Origin of the sequence: Eubacterium sp. AF17-7 (genome assembly GCF_003461285.1) — a bacterium.
Lineage (GTDB): Bacteria > Bacillota > Clostridia > Lachnospirales > Lachnospiraceae > Eubacterium_U > Eubacterium_U album.
Window position 1 is genome coordinate 213,876 of the sequence record NZ_QTWU01000001.1, and the last position, 21,729, is coordinate 235,604.

Annotated in this window: 15 protein-coding genes and 1 other RNA gene; 14 read left to right on the forward strand and 2 right to left on the reverse strand. The window is 32.6% G+C overall.

The window, feature by feature from the left end:
- The first annotated feature begins 123 nt into the window (after positions 1-123).
- The 3 genes from DWW96_RS00840 to rlmB all read left to right on the forward strand — a co-directional run bounded on the left by DWW96_RS00840 (position 124) and on the right by rlmB (position 3,104).
- The gene (locus DWW96_RS00840) at positions 124-1,506 is read left to right on the forward strand and encodes a potassium transporter TrkG (RefSeq protein ID WP_243002987.1); all 1,383 of its coding nucleotides are present in this window, start codon (positions 124-126) and stop codon (positions 1,504-1,506) included.
- A 149-nt stretch (positions 1,507-1,655) separates the two neighbouring features.
- Positions 1,656-2,309 (forward strand): TrkA family potassium uptake protein, encoded by a 654-nt coding sequence (locus tag DWW96_RS00845; protein WP_117908413.1) that lies wholly within the window; start codon positions 1,656-1,658, stop codon positions 2,307-2,309.
- Between the two features lie 6 nt (positions 2,310-2,315).
- Positions 2,316-3,104 (forward strand): 23S rRNA (guanosine(2251)-2'-O)-methyltransferase RlmB, encoded by a 789-nt coding sequence (rlmB, locus tag DWW96_RS00850; RefSeq protein WP_117909007.1) that lies wholly within the window; start codon positions 2,316-2,318, stop codon positions 3,102-3,104.
- Between the two features lie 275 nt (positions 3,105-3,379).
- Here the strand turns inward: rlmB and DWW96_RS00855 are convergent, their stop codons facing one another.
- A complete protein-coding gene (locus tag DWW96_RS00855) occupies positions 3,380-4,072 on the reverse strand; it encodes an adaptor protein MecA (protein WP_022089328.1) in 693 nt (230 codons plus the stop codon).
- Between the two features lie 611 nt (positions 4,073-4,683).
- Positions 4,684-6,699, reverse strand: a complete 2,016-nt coding sequence (locus DWW96_RS00860; RefSeq protein ID WP_158562619.1) for a leucine-rich repeat domain-containing protein — start codon at positions 6,697-6,699, stop codon at positions 4,684-4,686.
- 310 nt (positions 6,700-7,009) lie between these two features.
- Here DWW96_RS00860 and DWW96_RS00865 point away from each other — a divergent pair, with 310 nt between their 5' ends.
- The 11 genes from DWW96_RS00865 to DWW96_RS00915 all read left to right on the forward strand — a co-directional run bounded on the left by DWW96_RS00865 (position 7,010) and on the right by DWW96_RS00915 (position 21,402).
- Positions 7,010-8,803: a glycosyl hydrolase family 18 protein gene (locus DWW96_RS00865; RefSeq protein ID WP_117908417.1), complete on the forward strand. Its 1,794-nt coding sequence runs from the start codon at positions 7,010-7,012 to the stop codon at positions 8,801-8,803.
- A gap of 53 nt (positions 8,804-8,856) precedes the next feature.
- Entirely contained in the window at positions 8,857-9,300 is a 444-nt protein-coding gene (locus DWW96_RS00870; protein WP_022089331.1) for a hypothetical protein, read from the forward strand.
- A 5-nt stretch (positions 9,301-9,305) separates the two neighbouring features.
- Positions 9,306-9,764 carry a tRNA adenosine(34) deaminase TadA gene (gene tadA / locus DWW96_RS00875; RefSeq protein ID WP_117908419.1) on the forward strand — a complete coding sequence of 153 codons (459 nt, stop codon included), beginning with the start codon at positions 9,306-9,308 and terminating at the stop codon, positions 9,762-9,764.
- An 83-nt stretch (positions 9,765-9,847) separates the two neighbouring features.
- Positions 9,848-10,108: signal recognition particle sRNA large type (gene ffs / locus DWW96_RS00880), an RNA gene on the forward strand.
- Positions 10,109-10,307: 199 nt separating this feature from the next.
- Positions 10,308-12,308, forward strand: a complete 2,001-nt coding sequence (locus DWW96_RS00885; RefSeq protein ID WP_117908421.1) for a hypothetical protein — start codon at positions 10,308-10,310, stop codon at positions 12,306-12,308.
- A 171-nt stretch (positions 12,309-12,479) separates the two neighbouring features.
- Positions 12,480-14,042 carry a DNA polymerase III subunit gamma/tau gene (gene dnaX, locus DWW96_RS00890; RefSeq protein WP_022089334.1) on the forward strand — a complete coding sequence of 521 codons (1,563 nt, stop codon included), beginning with the start codon at positions 12,480-12,482 and terminating at the stop codon, positions 14,040-14,042.
- A gap of 1 nt (position 14,043) precedes the next feature.
- The gene (locus DWW96_RS00895; RefSeq protein WP_022089335.1) at positions 14,044-14,385 is read left to right on the forward strand and encodes a YbaB/EbfC family nucleoid-associated protein; all 342 of its coding nucleotides are present in this window, start codon (positions 14,044-14,046) and stop codon (positions 14,383-14,385) included.
- Positions 14,386-14,395: 10 nt separating this feature from the next.
- Positions 14,396-14,992: a recombination mediator RecR gene (recR, locus tag DWW96_RS00900; RefSeq protein ID WP_022089336.1), complete on the forward strand. Its 597-nt coding sequence runs from the start codon at positions 14,396-14,398 to the stop codon at positions 14,990-14,992.
- Positions 14,993-15,040: 48 nt separating this feature from the next.
- The gene (locus tag DWW96_RS00905; protein ID WP_117908423.1) at positions 15,041-19,627 is read left to right on the forward strand and encodes a hypothetical protein; all 4,587 of its coding nucleotides are present in this window, start codon (positions 15,041-15,043) and stop codon (positions 19,625-19,627) included.
- A gap of 15 nt (positions 19,628-19,642) precedes the next feature.
- Positions 19,643-20,479, forward strand: a complete 837-nt coding sequence (locus DWW96_RS00910; protein WP_022089338.1) for a transketolase — start codon at positions 19,643-19,645, stop codon at positions 20,477-20,479.
- The gene (locus tag DWW96_RS00915; RefSeq protein ID WP_117908425.1) at positions 20,467-21,402 is read left to right on the forward strand and encodes a transketolase family protein; all 936 of its coding nucleotides are present in this window, start codon (positions 20,467-20,469) and stop codon (positions 21,400-21,402) included. The genes DWW96_RS00910 and DWW96_RS00915 overlap by 13 nt, the downstream gene beginning before the upstream one ends.
- Positions 21,403-21,729: the final 327 nt, after the last annotated feature.

A 21,729-nucleotide genomic window follows, 5' to 3' on the forward strand; every position in this document is an offset into this window, starting at 1 on the left:
TAACATTTGCAACAAAGATATTGTAGTAATAGTTGCAACAAAATTGTAAGGTAACATTTGTGACAAAGAGATTAGAATAACTGATAAATAATAAAATTATCAGTCATATATATGGGAGTAAAAATGAAAGTTGATAAAGCTATAAAAGCTACATTCAATACAAATTTAATAATTCTTAACGGCTTTTTAGTTGCTCTTTTAGTAGGAACTATATTGTTAATGTTGCCCGTTTCCTCTGCAAGTGGAAATGGAACAGATTTTATTACGGCATTGTTTACGGCAACAACATCCCTATGTGTAACAGGGCTTGTAGTTGTGCCTACATATGCATACTGGAGCATATTTGGAAAAGTAATAATACTTATATTAATACAGCTTGGCGGGCTTGGGATTATTAGTTTTACAATTGGATTTCTAATTATAATAGGAAAGAAAATTTCTTTGAAAGAAAGAAAAATGATACAGGAATCGTATAATCTTGATTCGGCACAGGGTGTATTAAAAATATTGAGAAAAATATTTGGAATCACTGTAAAAATAGAAGGAATAGGAGCGATACTTTATTCCATACAGTTTATTCCTGAATATGGAATCGTAAAAGGAATCTGTTACAGCGTATTTCATTCGGTATCTGCGTTTTGTAATGCGGGAATAGATATAATTGGAAATGACAGTCTTGTTAAGTATCATGGAAATGTGCTTGTCAATTTTACAACTGTGATGTTAATCATATGTGGTGGTATTGGATTTATTGTATGGCTTGATATCGGTGGCATAATAAGTGAAATCCGTAACAAAAAATTGAGCCCAAATAAATTTATAGAAAGAATGAAATTGCATACAAAGCTTGTATTGATTACGACAGCCATTTTAGTTGGAGGAGGATTTTTATTTATTCTTTTATTTGAATATAATAATCCGGACACGCTTGGAAATATGACATTTGGAAATAAATGCTTAGCGGCTTTATTTGAAGCGGTAACGCTTAGAACAGCAGGATTTATTACTGTGCCACAGGCAGGATTTAGAGATGGAACATTTATGATAATGTGCGGTTTGATGATTGTTGGCGGTTCCCCTTTTGGAACAGCAGGTGGAATTAAAACAACTACATTGGCACTTATTTTTCTACTAACCTGGTCAACTATAAAAGGTAAGGAGGATATAGAGGTTTGCAGAAGAAGAATAAATAAACAAAATGTCAGAAGTGCAGTAGCAATCGGAACAATAGTACTTAGCATACTTGCAGTAGCAATTATGGCGTTAAGTTTTACGGAAGATGCACCTTTGAAGGTAATTACATTTGAGGCTGTTTCAGCCCTTGGAACAGTTGGACTTAGTATGGATTTTACAGCAAGTCTTACAGCTATAGGAAAACTTATTATAATAGTACTTATGTTCTTTGGAAGAGTAGGACCTATAACGATTGCCATGGCAATGGCAGGCAGGGCAAGAAAAGATAGAAAGATAACGAATTATCCTGAAAAGAGAGTAATGATTGGATAAAATTCAAACAAGTAATGTGATTATATTTTTAAAATGTAATATTCAGTAATAAACGGATGAAATTTAAATGAAATAAAGTATGCAGAAATTATTTTATATTAAAAAATTTTGTATACAGTTTTAAACAAATGAATTAGAAGGAGCATAAAATGAAGGACGTAGCGGTTTTTGGAATTGGAAAATTAGGAAAAACATTTGCAGTAACTTATTCAAAAAAAGGTGGAAAAGTTTTTGCAATTGATAGACGTCAGGAAAGAGTAGATGGAATTGCAGAAGATGTGACATATGCCATAAGAGCCGATGTTACAGAGGAAAATGTTGTAGAAAATCTGGGAATCAATAATGTAGATGCGGTAGTAGTTGCCCTTGGAAATAATTTTGAGGCAAGCATAATTGTTACTACAATATGCAAATCTTTAGGGATTCCATACATTGTTGCTTCAGCGATGGACAAATTACAGGCAGATGTACTGATGAAAATTGGTGCGGATCATGTTATTTTACCGGAAAGTGAAACTGGAAAAAGGCTTGCAAATGGAATGGCAAGTGGAGGGCATTTTCAGGATATTGCTGATTTGTCAGATGAATTTAGCATAATTGAAACTAAGGTTCCAAAAGAATGGATTGGTAAAAGTTTAATAGAATTAAATCCAAGAAAGAAATTTGGATTCAATGTAATAGCAGAGAAGGTAAATGGTGTTTATAAAAATAATATAGATGCGGATAAACCTTTTGGAGATCAGGAATCAATAATTGTAATTGGTGATAATGAGAAATTATTAAGAGTATTTAAAGAGGGTTAAAAAATGATAATCACATCAAATACAAATGAACAGATAAAGAATTTAATTCATTTAAAGGATAAGAGCAAAGCCAGAAAAACTTCAGGAACATTTATTGTAGAAGGAATTAAAATGTTTCAGGAAATACCAAAAGAAGATTTTATTAAGGCTTATGCTTCTGAAAGCTTTTATGAAAAAAGAAAAGAAGAAATATCAGATTATTTTAAGAAAAATAATTTAAAAGAAGATGTTCAACTTGTTAGCGACAGTGTATTCAAAAAAATATCAGATACAGTAACGCCACAGGGAATATTAGCTGTTGTAAGACAAAAAACATATTCTATTGAAGATATAATAAAATCAAGAAATAAAGAAAAAAGCTGTATTGTTGTACTTGATAGAATTCAGGATCCCGGGAATCTCGGAACAATAGTAAGAACAGGCGAAGCTGCCGGAATTACAGGAATAATTATGAGTAGTTCAACTGCAGATATTTATAATCCAAAAGTTATACGTTCTACGATGGGGTCAATTTATAGAGTGCCATTTACAATAGTAGCTGATTTGCCTAAAGCAGTAGATATGTTAAGAGAAGATGGTATAACATGTTTTGCAGCACATTTAAAGGGTGAATTATACAATTCAGGAACACTTACAAAGGATTGTGCTTTATTAATTGGAAACGAAGCAAATGGATTAAGTGATGAAGTAGCAAATAAAGCAGATAAACTAATTAAAATCCCTATGGCAGGAAAAGTAGAATCACTAAATGCGGCAATTGCAACATCAATATTAATGTATGAAGCAACAAGGTAAAAAGGTTCTAAACTTTGGATTTCTCCATGCTTGACAAAGAAACAAAAAAACTCCCACATTTGTATCTTATTCTTGTGAAGTTCTATGATATCAATAAAGAACGCTCGCACTGCTTGTCACTCGTAGCAGTTCTAAATATTCAGCACATAGACCGGCTTTGAAACCTAAAGTTTCAGCCGGTCTATGCACCGAATATTTGAACCGACGGTGCCAAATGCACTTTATTTGATATCATAGAACTCCACAGTTATGAGAACAAATGTAGGAGTCTTATTTTATAAAGCTGATAATTTCTCTACAGCTTTGTCATCAAGTATTTCTTCAAAATGTTCAAGATAAAATAAATCTTTTGCATACGTTGCACTTTCAATTTGACCGTGTTCTGTGATAAATCCTAAAATTTTATTTAATACTGAAGGCTCAGTTGATTCTAAGCATATAGATAAATAATATTTATTGTTATATGGAGATTTATATACAGAACTATCTCCTTTAAAATAAGGCATGATTAACTTTGTTACAGTAATCACATCGCTTAAATTATCATATATTGAAATATTGTAAAGCAAGTCAGAATCACCGGAATTATCCGATACTTCGTCCTTTACAGATGAAACAATGTTGTCTAATTCTTCCGGATTAATATCGTCAAATGGATCAAAAGCATCTTCCTCTTTATTAGAAGAAAATAATTTAGCTAAACTGCTTCCGCGGTCATCTCCATCTTCAACTTTTGTAATCAATAAAACGATATTTTCAGGAGAAACCGGAATTGCTTCAACCATAAGAGGTTTGTCGTTTACTTCAAATCCAAAATCCTCATTGGCCTGACGCATCATATCTTGAAAAAGTTCCTTTGTTTTCCCTGCCCCAAAAGCCAATTCACTGAATTTAATATGTCTGTCTTCTAAATCAGCACGGCTTATTGTGCAACGAATCTGCTTATCATTGATTTTTTCAATTTTCATAAAATCACCTCGCTAACAGTTTAGATTCGTATAGTTTATTATATCCACTATAAAAAAATATGTAAAGTTTTCATCCATATTTTAATATGTAATATATTGCAAATATGGAAAAGTTTCAATATAAAATAAGGATATTTGACAAAATATTCTTATTTATATTTATATTATACGTCAAAAAAGAACACAATATGTCAAAAAAATGAAAAATATATGATATATATGATAAATAAGATGTTGGGGTCAAAAGCCCCAACTTTGACGCCTGCGGATTGTATTTTTTAACAAATCGTTCTAAATTAATGTTGCGTATTTTATACAATATGTGTATAATGATTGAGAGAAGGAGTATATGTTATAATATGGGTAAGAACACTTCTTTGCAACTATTGGAATGCCGATATGCAACGACTTACTATTAATAAGTTTTATGAAATGTTAATATATATCACAATTATTATTTAAAGTATTAATAGTTTGACCTTTTATAATACGGAGTATACGGAATTTCCCTTAAACAAATAAAAGAGCCGGTTATATATAATAATATTTGTCAGATAATGTATTTGAACAATTATTATAATAACGGGCTCTTAGTTTTTTGCTAATTTATTTTATAGAGAACACATACACCATTTTCCATAAACACGTTTACCTTTAACAATTTTAAAAGGTCTGATTTTTACATATAAATATTGTTTTGACGGATTGTTTGAATCCGTATTAATTCTTCCGTTTAATACAACTTTTGCTGAAGTGTTTTTTCTGCCAACATCCATAGCCTTGTATTTTTTGAAGTTTTTATTTGTAGCATATCTTATCTGATATCCTGATGCTCCGGTAACCTGATTCCAATGGATTGTGCCTGAAAAATTTTTCTTGTTTTTAAACTGACTTAATAAAGAAATATAGGCATTTGTTTTTGCAGATTTAATTCCGGCAGAATAACATATTCTCAAATTATTACAGCCATCAAAAGCTGTATCCGAAATAGAAAGTTTGTTACCGTTAATTGTAATATTTTTAAAATCAGAACAATTGCTAAATGCAAAACTTTCAATATTTGTCACGGAATATGGAAGGGTTATATTCTTTAATATAGTATAAGCAAAAGATGAGTTGCCAATAGTTTTAATACCATGTCCAAAAGACACATTTGTGAGTGGATTATTTTCAAATGCACCTTCACCAATTATTTCAATATTATCGCCTAAAGTTAAATCAGAAATACTATTGCGACTAAACATATGATTTGGAATTGTCTTAAGGTTTAAAGGAAAGTTTATAGTTTCAATAGCGTTATCAGCAAATACATAGTCACCCCATGTAAGAACAGTTTCAGGAAGTGTTATGCTTTTAAAATTACATAATCTAAAAGCACGATTTCCTATATAATATAATTTGTCAGGAAAATTAATTTCCGAAAGATATATGCAACCATTAAAGGCATCATCTCCAATTTTTAAAAGAGTAGATGGAAGTATAACTTTTTTAAAAGAGTATCTTGAGTCTGTTACATATGAATTAAATGCGTTAGGAGCAATTTCTGTTACTCCCTCGGGAATTTCAACAGTCGAAAGTCTGCCGTTATAACCGATAACAACATTGTCGTTTGTAATAAACATACCATTTTCAAATCTCAGTTTATTGCCAAGAGCCAGTGAAAGATGATAAATATCTATGCGGGCTAATGAACTGTAAAGAGTAGAAATGCTTAAGGAATCAAGTGTGTCTGATCCAATTGCAATGTCAGTTACAGAGGTCTGAGAAACAGAGGCCTTAGCAAAATATTTATCTTTTTCTATGGTTGTAACGCTTCCGGGAATCACTAGTTTTGTAAGATTAGTACAGCATGCGTAAGCATCGGAAGACGAATCTGTCTGGGCATAAAGAATAGACTGAAGGTTAAATTCCTGACAACCATCTTCAATAATTAGTTCAGTTCTTTCAGAAGGAACACGAACTATGTTCAAACCATTTTTAGAATAAATTATACCATTTATAGATTTATATGCAGGGTCTTTTTTGTAAACTACAAGATTGTTTGTTTTTACTGTTGAAACTACATCTAACTTAAGAGACGATGAAAACTTAACTGTTTCAATTATAGTATCTCCGCTTATGGAATCGTATGCATCATCCCCCGGGAGTGTCTTAACATTATAATTTCCGGGAACTGATAATTTAGACAATGAATCACAAGAAGAAAATGCACATTGTCCAATAGTGCTAACAGTGTTTGGTACTATAATCTTTTTTATTTTTGTTCCGTAAAAAGCGTAACAATTTATGACTTTCAAAGTGTTTGGAAGCTTAACTTTTTGCAGATTTTTACAATTATAAAATGCGTATTTAGAAACAGATGTAACGCCATTTCTTATAATAACGGTATGTATTTGTCTGTTCTTTTTAAATGTCATTGAGTTAGGCATTTTACCTTTTCCATAAATGGTAATAGTTCCATCCTTTATTTTATATTTGACGGAAGCTATCTGAGTGGAAGAGCTACTTTGATTGATTTTTGCTGCCGCATTTACATTTTTTGAAATTGCACTATTTCCAAAAATAAATATAGAACAAAAAAATGTAAGGATTAATAAAGTTACACTAGATTTAAAAGTTTTTGCCATATAAATCCCTCCTCTCACAGCTTTGAACAGCTGGATAAATTTGAAATTTTTCATACAAATAAATATGTATTTTCCGCTCATACTAATTGATTTAATTATACCAAAATATAGTCTGAAATTAAACAAAAGTTATTAAATCTTAAGATATATAAAGATGAAATTATGTTATATATATGTTATGATGTAGTAGTTAAATATTTGCAAAAAATATGCTAATAAAATGATGTGAATATCAAAAATATGCATAATAAATTGGTAAGCCTATAGTAGTGTTCAATTTAGGAAGATATTCACAGAGGAGGAAGAACAAGTGAGAAAGAGCATAAAGTATATAATGACAATGGCTACAATTTCAGCCATGGCAATGACAATGACAGGATGTTTTGGACCGGAAACAAGTAAAGAATATGTTACTTTGAATGATTATATGATGCTTCATTATACAGATGATGATGGAAATGAGGTTACAGCGACATCTGCAGATGGAAATGAAATGGCAGCAGTTGCCTGTGATAATGAATATGTAAATAAATATGCATTTGAAAAAGATGGCGATACTTATATGGATATAAGTGGCGTGAAAAAATATATTGATGACAGATTTTACTATGACAGTACGGAAAATACAGTTATGTATACTAATGCAACTACAATATATACAAGCCCTGTAGGCAGCAATGAAGTTACAGGCAATACAAAAGAAAATCTTGATTTTACATCATCAGTTATGGATGGTGAGATATGTTATGTAAATTTAAAATATATAAGCAAATACATTGATTTTGATTATAAATATGCAAAAGCAAATGGGGATAAGCCTGCAGTTGTTGTAGTCAATACAAAAAGCCGTGAAGATAAAAATGGCACTGTAAAGAAAAATACTCAGATTAGAACAGATGCAGATTATATGGCTGATATTGTTAGTGACGTAAAGGCTGATACAAAACTCACAATTTTAGATAAAGGTGATGAATGGGATAAAGTTGCTACAGACGATGGAGTTATAGGTTATATTTTAAATAAGAGAGTTAAAGTAGGAAAAACAACAAAAGTTTCATATAAAAATGATTATGATACATATACGCATAATGTTTTAGATAAAAAGATAAGCCTTGCATGGCATCAGGTTATGTATTCATCAAGTAATTCAGGGTTAAGTGACATGATAAAAAACGCTAAAGGTCTTAATGTTATTTCACCAACATGGTTTAGCGTAAGTGATTCAAAGGGAGAAGTGTCATCAATAGGCTCAGCGGATTATGTAAAGAAGGCACATAGTGCTGGACTTGATGTATGGGGACTTGTAAGTGATTTTGAAACAGATGGCAATGGAGATTATTATATAAAAACAGTTGTAAATAATACAAAAGCAAGACAAAAGATGGTTTCTAATATAATGAAATATGCATCATTATATGATTTAGATGGAATTAATGTAGATTTTGAATATATAAATGTTTCTGAGGGAGCCGGATATTTACAGTTCTTGAGAGAATTGTCAATTGAATGCAGAAAGAAAGGTATAGTTTTATCAATAGACAATTATCAGCCGTCTGCATGGACAGAATTTTATGACAGAAATCAGCAGGGAAGATTAGCAGATTATGTTGTTGTAATGAATTATGACGAACATACAACTTCAAGTAATGAGGCAGGATCAGTATCATCATTGACATTTACGGAAGAAGGTTTAAAAAATACAATTGATGAAGTGGGAGATGCTTCAAGAGTAATTAATGGAATGCCATTTTATACAAGAATATGGACGGAAACTCCTGAGGACGAATCAGATGGAAATGGAAAATTAATCGAAGATGCTGCAAATGGTAATTATGTTTTGTCAACAAAGGCTGTTTCAATGGATGCGGCAAAAGAAGCGTATACAGAAGCAGGGGCTACACCTAGTTATAATGAAGAAACAGGACAAAATTATGTTGTTTATGAAAAAGGAAACAGTACATACATGATTTGGCTCGAAGATGAGACTTCAGTAAAGGCAAGACTTGAGTTAATGAACAAGTACGAAATTGCCGGGGCAGGATATTGGAAATTAGGATTAGAGTCAGACGATATATGGAATACGATTTCACAATATTTTAAATAATTACTCATAAAAATTGTTTTGGCTTCATATAATTTTAAAGAAGGAGTGAGGCCATGATTAATACAAAACGAGTTTTTTACATTTATTCTTACAAAAGAGGAGTAAAGGGCAGAAATGTAGGATTTGCCAGAATCAGGGGAAGAGATGATAATTATAAGTTGAATGTATCCATTAAAGTTCCGGTAGAATATGGTGCTGAGAATATGGAAATATGCCTGCTTAAAAGAAATCAGGGATTTGTATCCGGATATAAGGTTGGCACAATGACACCATTTAATGAAATATGTAAATTCAATACCGTGATTAGTTCGAAAAAATTGCGGGAAGCTGAATTTGATATAAATGATATTGATGGAATTTATATATTTGGAACAGAGCAGGATGGATATGCTTTTTTTGCAAAAATGGAGGATGAATTGAATGATCATCCAAAAGAATTATTTGATTATCAGATGGACAAATTTAATAGGAATTCACAACTTGTATATGTAAATTAGGAGCATTGCCAATGAATGAAAAATACATGAAAGAGGCAATTAAGCAGGCAAAAAAAGCTGCTTCAATAGGTGAGGTACCGATAGGTTGCGTAATTGTTTATAAAGATAAAATTATAGGTAGAGGCTATAATAGAAGAATGACAGATAAAAATGCTTTGAGTCATGCAGAATTGAATGCAATAAAAAAAGCAAATAAGGTGTTAGACGACTGGAGACTTGATGACTGTGAAATGTATGTAACAACAGAACCGTGTCAAATGTGTGCCGGTGCAATTGTACAGGCAAGGGTAAAAAAAGTTTACATAGGTTGTATGAATCCCAAGGCAGGTTGTGCCGGTTCTATTATGAATTTGTTTAATGTAGATGCTTTCAATCATCAGGTAGAAAGTGAAAATGGAATTCTTGAAGAAGAGTGCAGCATGTTACTTAAGGAGTTTTTTAGAAATCTTAGAAATAAAAAGTAGTTTCATTTAGTATTATTTTACGTTGACAAAGTAAAATAAAATAATGTATACTAAATGTCTGTAATTGAATAAGTTTAAAACTTCCGCGCAGCCGGGGAGATAGCGGTGCCCTGTACCTGCAATCCGCTACAGCAGGGGTGATGCTTTGCGTCGGGTCTATTTTGTAGAGCTGCCCTTTATAAGTGATGTTGACGCTTGGGTCTTGTGCAACGGAAATTTGTGAATCGTGTCAGGTCAGGAATGGAGCAGCACTAAGCAAAACCTTTCGTGTGACGCGAGGGTGCCTGAGCTGAGTTAACTGTAGAGGTAACGTCTATGAGATTTTCACAAAACAAAGCGCGCGGATTAAAATAAAAAGAACTATGACTTTATAAGTTATAGTTCTTTTTTTGCCGAAAAAAAGATTCACATATATAAGGTGGTTTGCTATAATGAAGCAATGTATTTAATATGACGATTAGGTATAAATGCATAATATAAAAGATACTAAAATAGAAATGCAAATGAGTAAAAGTATAATTAAAAAATAAAGCGTGGTAAAAAATGAAAGATATGGTTGGTAATAAATTTATGAAACTAAAAAATGAACTTCATATTGGGAAGAATGACATAATAGCTATGGGGTTAATGCTATTGGCATTATTAATACTTATGCAGTATAGAACATATAGACCGTTTTTAGATGAATCAGACAATTTTTTAGGAGGAAAAATATTAAGCCGTGGCGGGGTTATATATAAAGATTATATATCCCAACATATGCCGGGGATGTATTACATTGTTGGAATTATTGTAAAGTTAGGCTTTACGGAAATTCAGGAAATACGTACATGCTTTTATTTATTAATATTTTTGTCGTGGATAGTTATGTATTTTAGATACAAAAATATATTTTCATTGTGGATAATTCCAACTTTTGTATTTATGTATTTGTCTATGTTTAGTATTTCTAAAGGACATACATTGTTGGCTGAGCAGATAGAAATTATCGCGTTTATGGTGATTATGTGTGAATTGTTCTTATTTTTTAAAACAAAAAAATTAAAACTAAGTTCAACAATTTTTATTTCAATTAGCACATGGTTAGCAATTGTCTGTGCTATGACTGCGGTATGGACAATATTTTTTATGGCACTTATATTTATCATAATTTATATTGAACAATTAAAAAGTAGTGAAAATAAAAAAAATATAATGAATGAGATTATAAGAACCAGTGTGATAATAGCAATTCCTTTTATAATATGGATGGTTTATTTATTAAAAACTAATTCAGTAGAAGAATGGTTTTACCAGGCATATAAATTTAATCAGGAAGTGTACGGAAAATATGTTAATTTCTCAGGAATATTTAAAACTGTTATTGCTCCGTTTTTTGGATATGGAAGTATGATTTGGAAGGCAATACAACAATTAACAGTATCGCTTTATTCAAGTGTAATAATTTTGGTGTATGTAGTAGTTAATATTCTTTTTTGCATAGAAATGAGTCGAAAAGGGAAAATATATGGAATACTTATGTTTGTTACCATTATAGCAATGGGAAATAGAAGTTTTGGTATATGGTCATCAGATGAAAATATGCATGCAACACCGTATTTGGCAATGACGGGATTTATGTTAGCGTATTTATTATTTGAAGTTTGGAATGTTCGAAAAGTGACAATAATAATGCTAACATTTCTTATGGTTGTACCGATTACATCAGCTCTTAATGAAGTGAGCGAATATAATAACAATATTAAATATGTAGAAACTTCTGATACGGCAAAATATATAAATGCATTAACTAAAAAGAATGAAAAGATATTTTTGGTCGGTTTTAATGAATATAATGATTACAATGCATATAATAGAATGCCGGCAACAAGGTTAGTACATATTCATCCGTGGTTTATGGAAGAGTTCCAACAGGATGTAATTAATGATTTGGAAAAAAATAAAACAAGAGTAATTGTTAACGCTGAGGATATGGATATATGGGGATATAAATATGTAGATTATGCCGCATCTTTGAGAAATTACATATTACAGAATTATACTCAGATTGGAAAAAGTGAAGCAAATGTATGGGTGCGAAATGATTATTACGAAAAGGCTTTTGAAAAACTGAATTATGACAATAATATGATAGTGCCAAATAATGAAGAATTAAAAGGTATTACATCAATAAATGGAAAGAGAGTGTCGGAATGTTTTGTACCTAAGGTGAAAAAATTGGTTAAAATTTCAACATATATAACAATAAACGGGGATATAAGAGATGGATATTATATGGTGGATTTATATTCTCAAAAGGATAAAAAATGTATTTATAGTAGTGTAGTTCCGATTAGCGGAATAGTTGATGGATGGCAAATGTTTGAATTAGATGATGTTAAAGTGACTCCGGGGAATAAATATGAAGTAAGAATTTCAGTAGCAGGCGTGTCTGAAACATGTAATGTTAATATAGGAGTTATAAAAAATAATGCATCATTAAAAACAAAAATTAACAACAAATTGATTAATCAGGATTTAGCCTTAAGAGTTTATGGAAAATAGAATGAAAAATAGTCCCAAATATTGGATATATTCTAATATTTGGGATTTATTTTTGTTCCAAAATATTATATAATGAATCCAAAGGTATGCCCATTTATAGGAATGAAAACATTTTTATAAATACTAAGCATATTTTTTAGATTTAAAATAGACACAGGAAGGAGCGGGCTAATGTCATATACAGCTTTATATAGAAAGTTTAGACCGGCAACGTTTGACGAAGTAAAGGGACAAGATCATATTGTTAAAACTTTACAGAACCAGATTGAAGCCAATAGAATAGGCCATGCATATCTTTTTTGTGGAACACGAGGAACAGGTAAGACAAGTATTGCAAAGATATTTGCGAAAGCAGTTAATTGTGAACATCCGGTAAATGGAAGCCCATGTAATGAATGTGCATCATGCAAAGCTATTGCAGCAGGAAGTTCAATGAATGTAGTTGAAATCGATGCGGCTTCTAATAATGGTGTTGATAATATCAGACAAATTAGAGAAGAAATTCAGTACTCACCAGCGGATGGAAAATATAAGGTTTATATTATTGATGAAGTACATATGCTGTCTATAGGAGCGTTTAATGCGTTATTAAAGACATTAGAAGAACCACCGGCATATGTTATTTTTGTGCTTGCAACTACCGAACCACATAAGATTCCTATAACAATTCTTTCAAGATGTCAGCGATATGATTTTAAGAGAATCACTATAGATACGATAGCAGACAGACTTTCAGAATTGATGGAGAAGGAACAGGTTACAGTTGAAGATAAGGCAATCAGATATGTTGCAAAGGCAGCAGATGGTTCTATGAGAGATGCGTTAAGTCTTTTGGATCAGTGTATTGCTTTTTATTTAGGACAAACACTTACCTATGATAATGTACTTGAAGTGTTAGGTGCTGTAGACACAGAAGTGTTCAGCAAACTTATTAGAGGCATTATAAATGGAGATGTTGTTGGTAGTCTGCATATATTGGATGATATGATAATGCAGGGAAGAGAACTTGGACAGTTTGTAAATGATTTTATCTGGTATATGAGAAATTTATTATTAGTTCAGACATCAGATAATGTTGAGGATGTAATTGACGCATCCGCAGACAGAATCCAGGCATTAAAAGAAGAAGCACAGATGGTTGAGACCGAAGTTCTTATGAGATACATAAGAGTTTTTTCGGATTTGTCAAATCAGATAAAATATTCTTCACAGAAAAGAGTTTTAATAGAAATAGCTCTTATAAAGCTTAATAAACCGGCAATGGATACGGATGTAAGTTCCTTATTAAACAGAATGGCTTTAATTGAAAATAAATTAGAAAATGGTGTTGTTGCAGTAAGCCCTACAACAACGCAAAGTGCCACACCGGAGAGGCAGTCACAACCTAAAAAGAAATTTGATAAGGCGATACCAAAGGATGTGCAGGAAGTTGCTGATAATTGGGGAATGGTACAAAAACATTTGCCAACACACTTTAGAGCATATTTTAAAGACGCAAGATTTAGTGTGAAAGGTGACAACATATTACTTGTTGTATTTAAACATGGTGCAGTAGGTTATAATCAGTGTAATAAGCCGGAAGTCATAGAAATGCTAAATACAATTATTAGCGAACAGATAAAGAAAGAAGTTACAGTTGAAGTACAAATGCTTGAAGATAATCAGAATTTTGCAGATGTATATCAGGAAGTAATCTCAAGAATAAACATGGATATTGAAGAGGAGGATTTTTAACATGGCAAGACGTGGAGGATTTCCAGGTGGCGGAATGCCACAGAATATGAACAATTTAATGAAGCAGGCTCAGAAGATGCAGAAGCAGATGGAAGAAGCTCAGGCAAATCTTGAAAGCCAGGAATTTACAACTACAGCCGGAGGCGGTGCAGTTGAAGTGACAATTACAGGTAAGAAAGAAATTACAAAAGTAAAAATTGATGAAGAAGTTGTAGACCCTGATGACATTGAAATGTTAGAAGATTTAATTATGGCTGCAGTAAATGAGGCAATCAGAACTGTAGAAGAAAATACAACACAGCAGATGTCTAAAATAACAGGCGGTCTTGGCGGATTATTTTAAGGAGTAGACATTGGATTATTACAGTGGATATATATCAAAGTTGATTGAGGAACTTTCCATACTTCCGGGAATTGGCGCTAAGACAGCGTCAAGACTTGCATTTTATATATTAGATATGCCACAGGAACAGGTGGAAGAGTTATCCCAATCAATTATTGATGCTAAGAAAAATGTAAAATATTGTAAAAAGTGTTTTACTTTGACAGATCAGGACATTTGTCCTATTTGCGCAAGTAAAGACAGAGACCATAAAACAATTATGGTTGTAGAAAACACAAAAGATATGGCAGCCTATGAAAAAGTAGGAGAATATAAAGGGGTATACCATGTATTACATGGTGCCATAAATCCTTTAATGGGAATTGGACAGAATGATATAAAACTTAAAGAATTATTTGAAAGATTAAAAGATGATGTAGATGAAGTTATAATTGCTACAAATTCCAGCGTTGAAGGTGAAGCAACGGCGATGTACATAAGCAAAGTCGTTAAACCTTTAGGGATAAAGATAAGTCGAATCGCCAGTGGAGTACCGGTAGGTGGAGATTTAGAATGTATTGATAACGTTACGTTACTGAGAGCGTTACAGGGAAGAGTGCAGATTTAGATTAAGTCATAATTCGCAACGGCGGATGAATGAAAGGTGTTTATCAAAATGGATAGAAATGAGTATAACTTTAAAATAGAAGAAATGAGAGTCGCTGTTCGTAATAAAGATTACGAAAGAGCAGTGCAAATCGCAGACTCTCTTGATTATAGAAGAGAAAAAGCAAATGACATTTTATCCCTAATAGCAGATGCATATGAAATGGCAAAGCAGTATGATAAGGCAAAGCAGGCTTTGATTATTGCTTATGAAAATACAAATACAGGAAGACATTTGGCTTATAGGTTGTGTTTGTTGTCAGCAAAATTACAGCAGTTTGATGAAGCAGAAGAGTTTTATCAGGACTTTGTTGAACTTGCACCTAGGGACAATGATAAATATATATTGCAGTATGAAATGCAGAAAGCAAAGAAGGCTCCAATTGGAAAACTAATAGAAATCCTTGAAAAGTATATTCAGGAAGATATGGAGGAAAAATGGGCTTATGAATTAGCTAAGTTATATCATGAAGCAGGAGATGAAGAAGGCTGCGTTGATATGTGCGATGAAATAAGCTTATGGTTTGCTGAAGGAAAATATGTAAATAAGGCTATGGAGTTAAAAAAACTTTACAGACCACTTACAAAGCTTCAGCAGGAGAGATATGACAATTATAGATTAGGCAGAAAGCCTTTACAAAAGATAGAAAAAGATGAGAGAAAAGAAAACAAACAGGCAGGAGACATAGAAGATAACTTATCAATAGATAATGCCATCTCTGAAGATAAAGAGAAAGAATCAGTGTCGGTAAAGATAGCTGATGAGGTTATTGACGAGAGACCAAGTATTCCATTTATGATAAGAAAGGATAATTTTAAAGAAAGTATCAGAAAGCTTAAACATCCTGTTATAGAAAGTATTCACAAGTCAAATGACGAAAAGAAAGCCGAAGGTGAATCGGAACAAAAAGAACTGTTTGCACAGCAGAACAATCCTGATGTACAGGAGATATTTGTAGAGCAAAATGATCCTGAAATGCATGAGATTACTTTTGAAGATGAATTTGAAAAAGACGAATTGGAGTTAGAATCAGAAGAAAATTCAGAATCAGAAGAGAATCCAGAAGTGAACAAAAATTTGGAATCAGAAGAAAACTTGGAATCAAAAGAAAATGAGTTTATAGTCGATGAAGCTAATATTGAAGAAAGTTCTAAAGAAAAGTCAGATTATTCAGCTAAAGAAGCGACAGATGAAAGCGATGGCAAGTTGGATGTTGAAAAAATAGCTGTTGAAAGCGATTCTACAGAAAACAATGTCGATAAAGAAGCGGAAACTATTTTGGATGGTAAAGAGAATGTTGATGCTATACAAGAAAATGATTCTGATGAAAAAAGTCTTAGCGAAGAAGATAATGCTTCAAATAACGAAAGCATAACTGATGATGAAGAAGATCAGATAGTTAAAAAGCAGAATACAGGACAATTATCAATAGAAGAAGTTTTACATAAACTTCAGGATAGGGGAATTCTTAAGGCGGACACAGTTGAAAAGGCAGTTAAGGCCTTAGATGAGGCAGAAAATATTGTCGAAAAAACAGAAGAAGATTTTGAAAAAATAAATCCTGACTATAAGAGAATTCAGTCGATACATGAAGGTCTTGGTATAGATGAAGAAGGAAATGAACAGGAAATCGAAGATACTGAGACATATAACTATGATAATGAGCAGTATTTTGATGAAATTGAGATAAGTAATCAGGGAAAAGAGATACAGCATGCCGGTGTATCAGAATTTGAAAATCCTACTCATGATAAGGAACTTGGTGCAGACCACGAAAAAGAATTAGATATGGTTCAACGTGGACTTGAATCATTTGCAGCAGAAGCGGCAGCAGATGTATTTGTTCCTGATGTTGATACCGATGTTATAGAAGAGGAAATTAAATTCCAGACAGGTGAAATTTCATTTGGAACAATGGATTTAAATGAAATAGTAAACCAGTCTGCTGCTCCTGAAAGACATAATGAAAAAAGAATTAATGTAAGTTCAAATGATATTTCAGATACGGTTCAATTAGAAAAGCATACATCTTCAATTCCAAATATGGATAATGAGATGACAGAAATAACATTGGATCCGATTGATTTTGAAAAAACAGATAATATTGAAAAATCACCTGAAACAAATGAAATTCCAAATTTTGATATTGAAGCTTTGGAAGATACAGAAACTGCAGGTGAAACAAAAGCAACACCGAATACCGATATGGATACTTTAGGTAATGAAGAAGCCGTAGGTGAAACAAAAGTAATACCAAACATCGACATTGAAGCTTTGGAAGATGAAGAAGTCGCAGGTGAAACAAAAGCAATACCAAACATCGACATTGAAGCTTTGGAAGATGAAGAAGTTACAGGTGAAACAAAAGCAACACCGAATACCGATATGGATACTTTAGGTAATGAAGAAGTCGCAGGTGAAACAAAAGCAATACCAAATATCGAAGAGGAATTGGAAAAGGCAGCTGAGTCAGAACAGACAAATGTACCAACATTGGATTTGGAATTCGATATGCCTGAGATAATTAGTGGTACAGATGATTCAGTATTAGGGAATCAGTTGCCGGAAGAAGATTTGGTAAATTACGACATAGAGGAAACTATTCAATATGAAAAGGAAGAACTTGAAGAATTAAATAATATTATAGATTCCGAAAGAATGATGAATATTGAAGGTGAGCCTGAGAAATTGCCAGAATATGAAGAGCCTGAGGTTGTTACAGAAAAGTTACCTAAAAAGCGTTTAAGTGAATTATCAGCAGATTTAGAGGAAATATTTAACAATGATATTATTGATTTCAGAGATATGCCTGCTGAAGAACTTGAAAGAGAACGAAGAGAGTCAATTTTAATTTCAGACATTGATAAAACAATGGAATTAGAAAGACCTAAGAGTATCAGTGATTTGGTAAAAGAGGCGGAGGAAAATATAATTTCTGAAGAGCCTGAATTGCTGGATGAACCTTTAGAAGAAACAGTTGGTGAGTCGGAAAGTGATACAATTGATGAAGACGCAGTTGAATCAACAGAGCCGGAAATGAAATCGCTAGGAAAAACGGAAAACAAACCTGTTGATGAATTAGAAAACGAATCAACAGAGGAGTTTGAAATAAATAGTACTGATGAATCAGAAAACGAATATGCGGAAACAATAGAAGATTATGAAACAATTGATGACGTGGAAGAAGTTGAAGATTCAGAAGATGAACCTATAGAAGATATAGAGGAGTCGGAAGATGAATCGGCAGAGGATTTTGAAGAGCCAAAAGAAGATTTAGTTGAGGAAGAATTACAAGAAGATTCATCAGAAAATTTAACTAAAGACGAGCCGGAAGAAACAAAAAAATCAGAGATGGAAAATGTTGAAATGCTTGAAGTATCAGCCGAAATGGATAAGATTGCGCAGGAAATTGAAAGCATGCCGGAGATAAGCATACCGGAACTTGATATACCTAAGATAGAAATTCCAAATCTTGATTTACCTGATTTGAGCGATGAGGATGCATTAGAGTTAAGCGATTTGACAGATGTTGCGGATTCTAAAGAAGATTCAGAAGCAAAAGAAGATTCAGAATCAGTTGATGGGATGGATGATAATGATGAAGTAGAAGATAGTAAATTAAAAGGATCATTAGATAAATCAGAAGATTATGTTGAATCAGAGCCAGAAGAAGTTGAACCTGCAGAGCAGGAATCAGAGTCAACAGAAGAAGTTGAACCTGCAGAGCAGGAATCAGATGCAGTAGAAGAAGGTAAAGGTTCAGAACAGGAAACAGAACAGAAATCAGCAGAGAAAGAATCTGAAACAAAAGAAGAAAAAGATAATTCAGGAACAAAAATTGTAACAGATGAAGATATGAAGGTGTTTGCAAATTATACAAACATTGAAGGATTGGACGATACAATAAAATACACAATTGAAAAATTAGTCAAAGAATTTGTGCCTGATGGAAATTCTTCAAATGGAAACATAGCAATCAGTGGTGATGAAAAAAGTGGAAAAACTACATTGGCTATTGATATAATCAAGATGGTTAATGCAAAGAGAGGCAGAGCCGGAAGAAGAATTGCTAAAGTAAATGCGGAGGTATTAAACCGAAGAGGATTTACAGCTGCATTAAACAAACTTATGGGAAGCGATTTAATTGTAGAAAAAGCTACAGATTTGAATAGTGAGCAAATAGATGAGATAATTAAGTCTGCTAAACTTTATACAAATGACATGTTGATAGTTCTCGAAGGAGAAACTGATGCAATGGCAGATATGTTTGATGAGAATGAAGAGTTAAAACAGATTTTTGATTATCCTATTCTTATTAAGACTTATAATGTAAAAGAATGGGTAGCTTATGGTGTTCAATATGCTAAAGATAACGGCTTTAATATCAACGAGATGGGAATGCTTGCATTATTTAAAGCTATAGATGACTGGTATGGAACAAAGAAAGAAATCAGTCAGAAGGATGTTGAACAAATATTAGATGCAGCCATAAAAAGGGCAAAACATAAATTAGGCAGAAAAATCGTTGGTATTTTTAAAGCAAAAGATAAAGACGATTTGCAGATATTAAAAGAAGCAGATTTTAATATTAAATAAAAGAAAGGAATTAAAATGGAAAATTTACAGCTTGAAAAAATAGCAAATGAAGTGCGTAAAGGTGTTATTAAAGGCGTACACAGCGCAAAATCAGGACATCCGGGTGGATCATTATCAGTAGCCGACATGTTAACATTTTTGTATTTCGAAGAAATGAATGTTGACCCTAAAAATCCTAAGATGGAAGACAGAGACAGATTAGTTTTATCAAAAGGTCACGTTGCACCTGCTTTATATGCAGTGTTAGCAGAAAAAGGATTCTTCCCTAAGGAAGATTTAACAACTTTAAGACATATCGGTTCTTATTTACAGGGACATCCTGATATGAAGCATACACCGGGTGTTGATATGTCAGCAGGATCATTAGGACAGGGTGTTTCTGCAGCAGTAGGAATGGCTTTAGGCGCAAAGATTGATAACAAAGATTACAGAGTATTTGCAGTTACAGGTGATGGCGAAATTCAGGAAGGACAGATTTGGGAAGCAGCTATGTTTGCAGGAGCAAAGAAGTTAGATAACCTTACTGTTATTGTCGATAATAATAACCTTCAGATTGATGGAACAATTGAAGATGTATGTTCACCATACCCAATTGATAAGAAATTTGAAGCATTTAATTTCCATGTAATTAATATAGATGCTCATAATTTTGATGAAATTAGAGCAGCTTTAAAGGAAGCAAGAGAAACAAAAGGAATGCCTACAGCAATTATTATGAAGAGTATTAAAGGAAAAGGTGTTTCATTTATGGAAAACCAGGCTTCATGGCATGGTGCAGCTCCAAATGATGAGCAGTTTGAACAGGCAATGGAAGAATTAGAGAAAGCAGGTGAAGCATTATGTCAGAAGTAAAGAAGATAGCAACAAGAGAAAGCTATGGTAATGCACTTGTAGAATTAGCTAAAGAGCATGATAACGTAGTAGTATTAGACGCTGATTTAGCAGCAGCTACAAAGACAGGCATTTTCAAAAAAGCAAACCCTGACAAATTCTTTGACTGTGGTATTGCAGAAGCAAATATGATGGGGATTGCAGCAGGACTTTCAACAACAGGTAAAGTTCCTTTTGCAAGTACATTTGCTATGTTTGCAGCAGGAAGGGCTTACGAACAGATTAGGAATGAAATTGGATATCCACATCTTAATGTAAAAATAGGAGCTACACATGCAGGTATTTCTGTAGGTGAAGATGGAGCTACACATCAGTGTAATGAAGATATTGCTTTAATGAGAACAATCCCTGGAATGACAGTTATTAATCCATGTGATGATGTAGAAGCAAGAGCGGCAGTAAAGGCAGCATATGAAATTGACGGACCTGTTTATTTAAGATTTGGACGTTTGGCTGCACCTGTATTAAATAAAGAAGATTACAAGTTTGAAGTAGGTAAGGGTGTAACAATGCGTGAAGGTAAGGACCTTACAATTGTTGCAACAGGACTCATGGTATCTTCAGCTTTGGAAGCAGCAGAAAAATTGGCACAGGATGGAATTGAAGCTACAGTAATTAATATTCATACAATTAAGCCATTAGATGAAGATTTAATTGTAGAATCAGCAAAGACTACAGGTAAAGTAGTAACTGTTGAAGAACATTCAGTTATTGGTGGACTTGGAAGTGCAGTTTGTGACTGCTTAAGTGCAAAATGTCCTACACCTGTTACAAAAATTGGTGTTCAGGATGTTTATGGACATTCAGGACCGGCTGTTGAATTATTAAAAGAATTTGGTTTAGATGGCGAAGGCGTATATAAATCAATTAAAGAAATAATGTAAAAGATGCAATTGATATTAAATTTTTTAAGGAATATATGAATAAAATAAATATCAAATTAAAATAATTAAATGTCAATTTAAAATACAAAAGGATTTGTATTATAAAATAAGCAAAATAGATTTTTAGTTGAAATTTAAAAAATCATTTGCTAGAATACAGTGCATGATAAGAAATGCAAGGGCGCAGACGTAAGAAGTCAGTGCCCTTGTATTTTTTTGTATTAGTAATTATACAGTAATTAATATTTACCGGATGATTACAAATGAGAAGAAAAACTTCTCAGAACTTGGAAAGTGTTTCCCCTTTAAAAATGCTTTCTTAAGTAA

Bases quoted from the DNA above. Each gene is read 5' to 3' on its own strand.
- DWW96_RS00840 (WP_243002987.1), top strand. From the start codon at position 124: ATGAAAGTTGATAAAGCTATAAAAGCTACATTCAATACAAATTTAATA.
- DWW96_RS00845 (WP_117908413.1), top strand. From the start codon at position 1,656: ATGAAGGACGTAGCGGTTTTTGGAATTGGAAAATTAGGAAAAACATTT.
- DWW96_RS00855 (WP_022089328.1), bottom strand. From the start codon at position 4,072: ATGAAAATTGAAAAAATCAATGATAAGCAGATTCGTTGCACAATAAGC.
- DWW96_RS00860 (WP_158562619.1), bottom strand. From the start codon at position 6,699: ATGGCAAAAACTTTTAAATCTAGTGTAACTTTATTAATCCTTACATTT.
- DWW96_RS00870 (WP_022089331.1), top strand. From the start codon at position 8,857: ATGATTAATACAAAACGAGTTTTTTACATTTATTCTTACAAAAGAGGA.
- DWW96_RS00885 (WP_117908421.1), top strand. From the start codon at position 10,308: ATGAAAGATATGGTTGGTAATAAATTTATGAAACTAAAAAATGAACTT.
- dnaX (WP_022089334.1), top strand. From the start codon at position 12,480: ATGTCATATACAGCTTTATATAGAAAGTTTAGACCGGCAACGTTTGAC.
- DWW96_RS00895 (WP_022089335.1), top strand. From the start codon at position 14,044: ATGGCAAGACGTGGAGGATTTCCAGGTGGCGGAATGCCACAGAATATG.
- DWW96_RS00905 (WP_117908423.1), top strand. From the start codon at position 15,041: ATGGATAGAAATGAGTATAACTTTAAAATAGAAGAAATGAGAGTCGCT.
- DWW96_RS00910 (WP_022089338.1), top strand. From the start codon at position 19,643: ATGGAAAATTTACAGCTTGAAAAAATAGCAAATGAAGTGCGTAAAGGT.
- DWW96_RS00915 (WP_117908425.1), top strand. From the start codon at position 20,467: ATGTCAGAAGTAAAGAAGATAGCAACAAGAGAAAGCTATGGTAATGCA.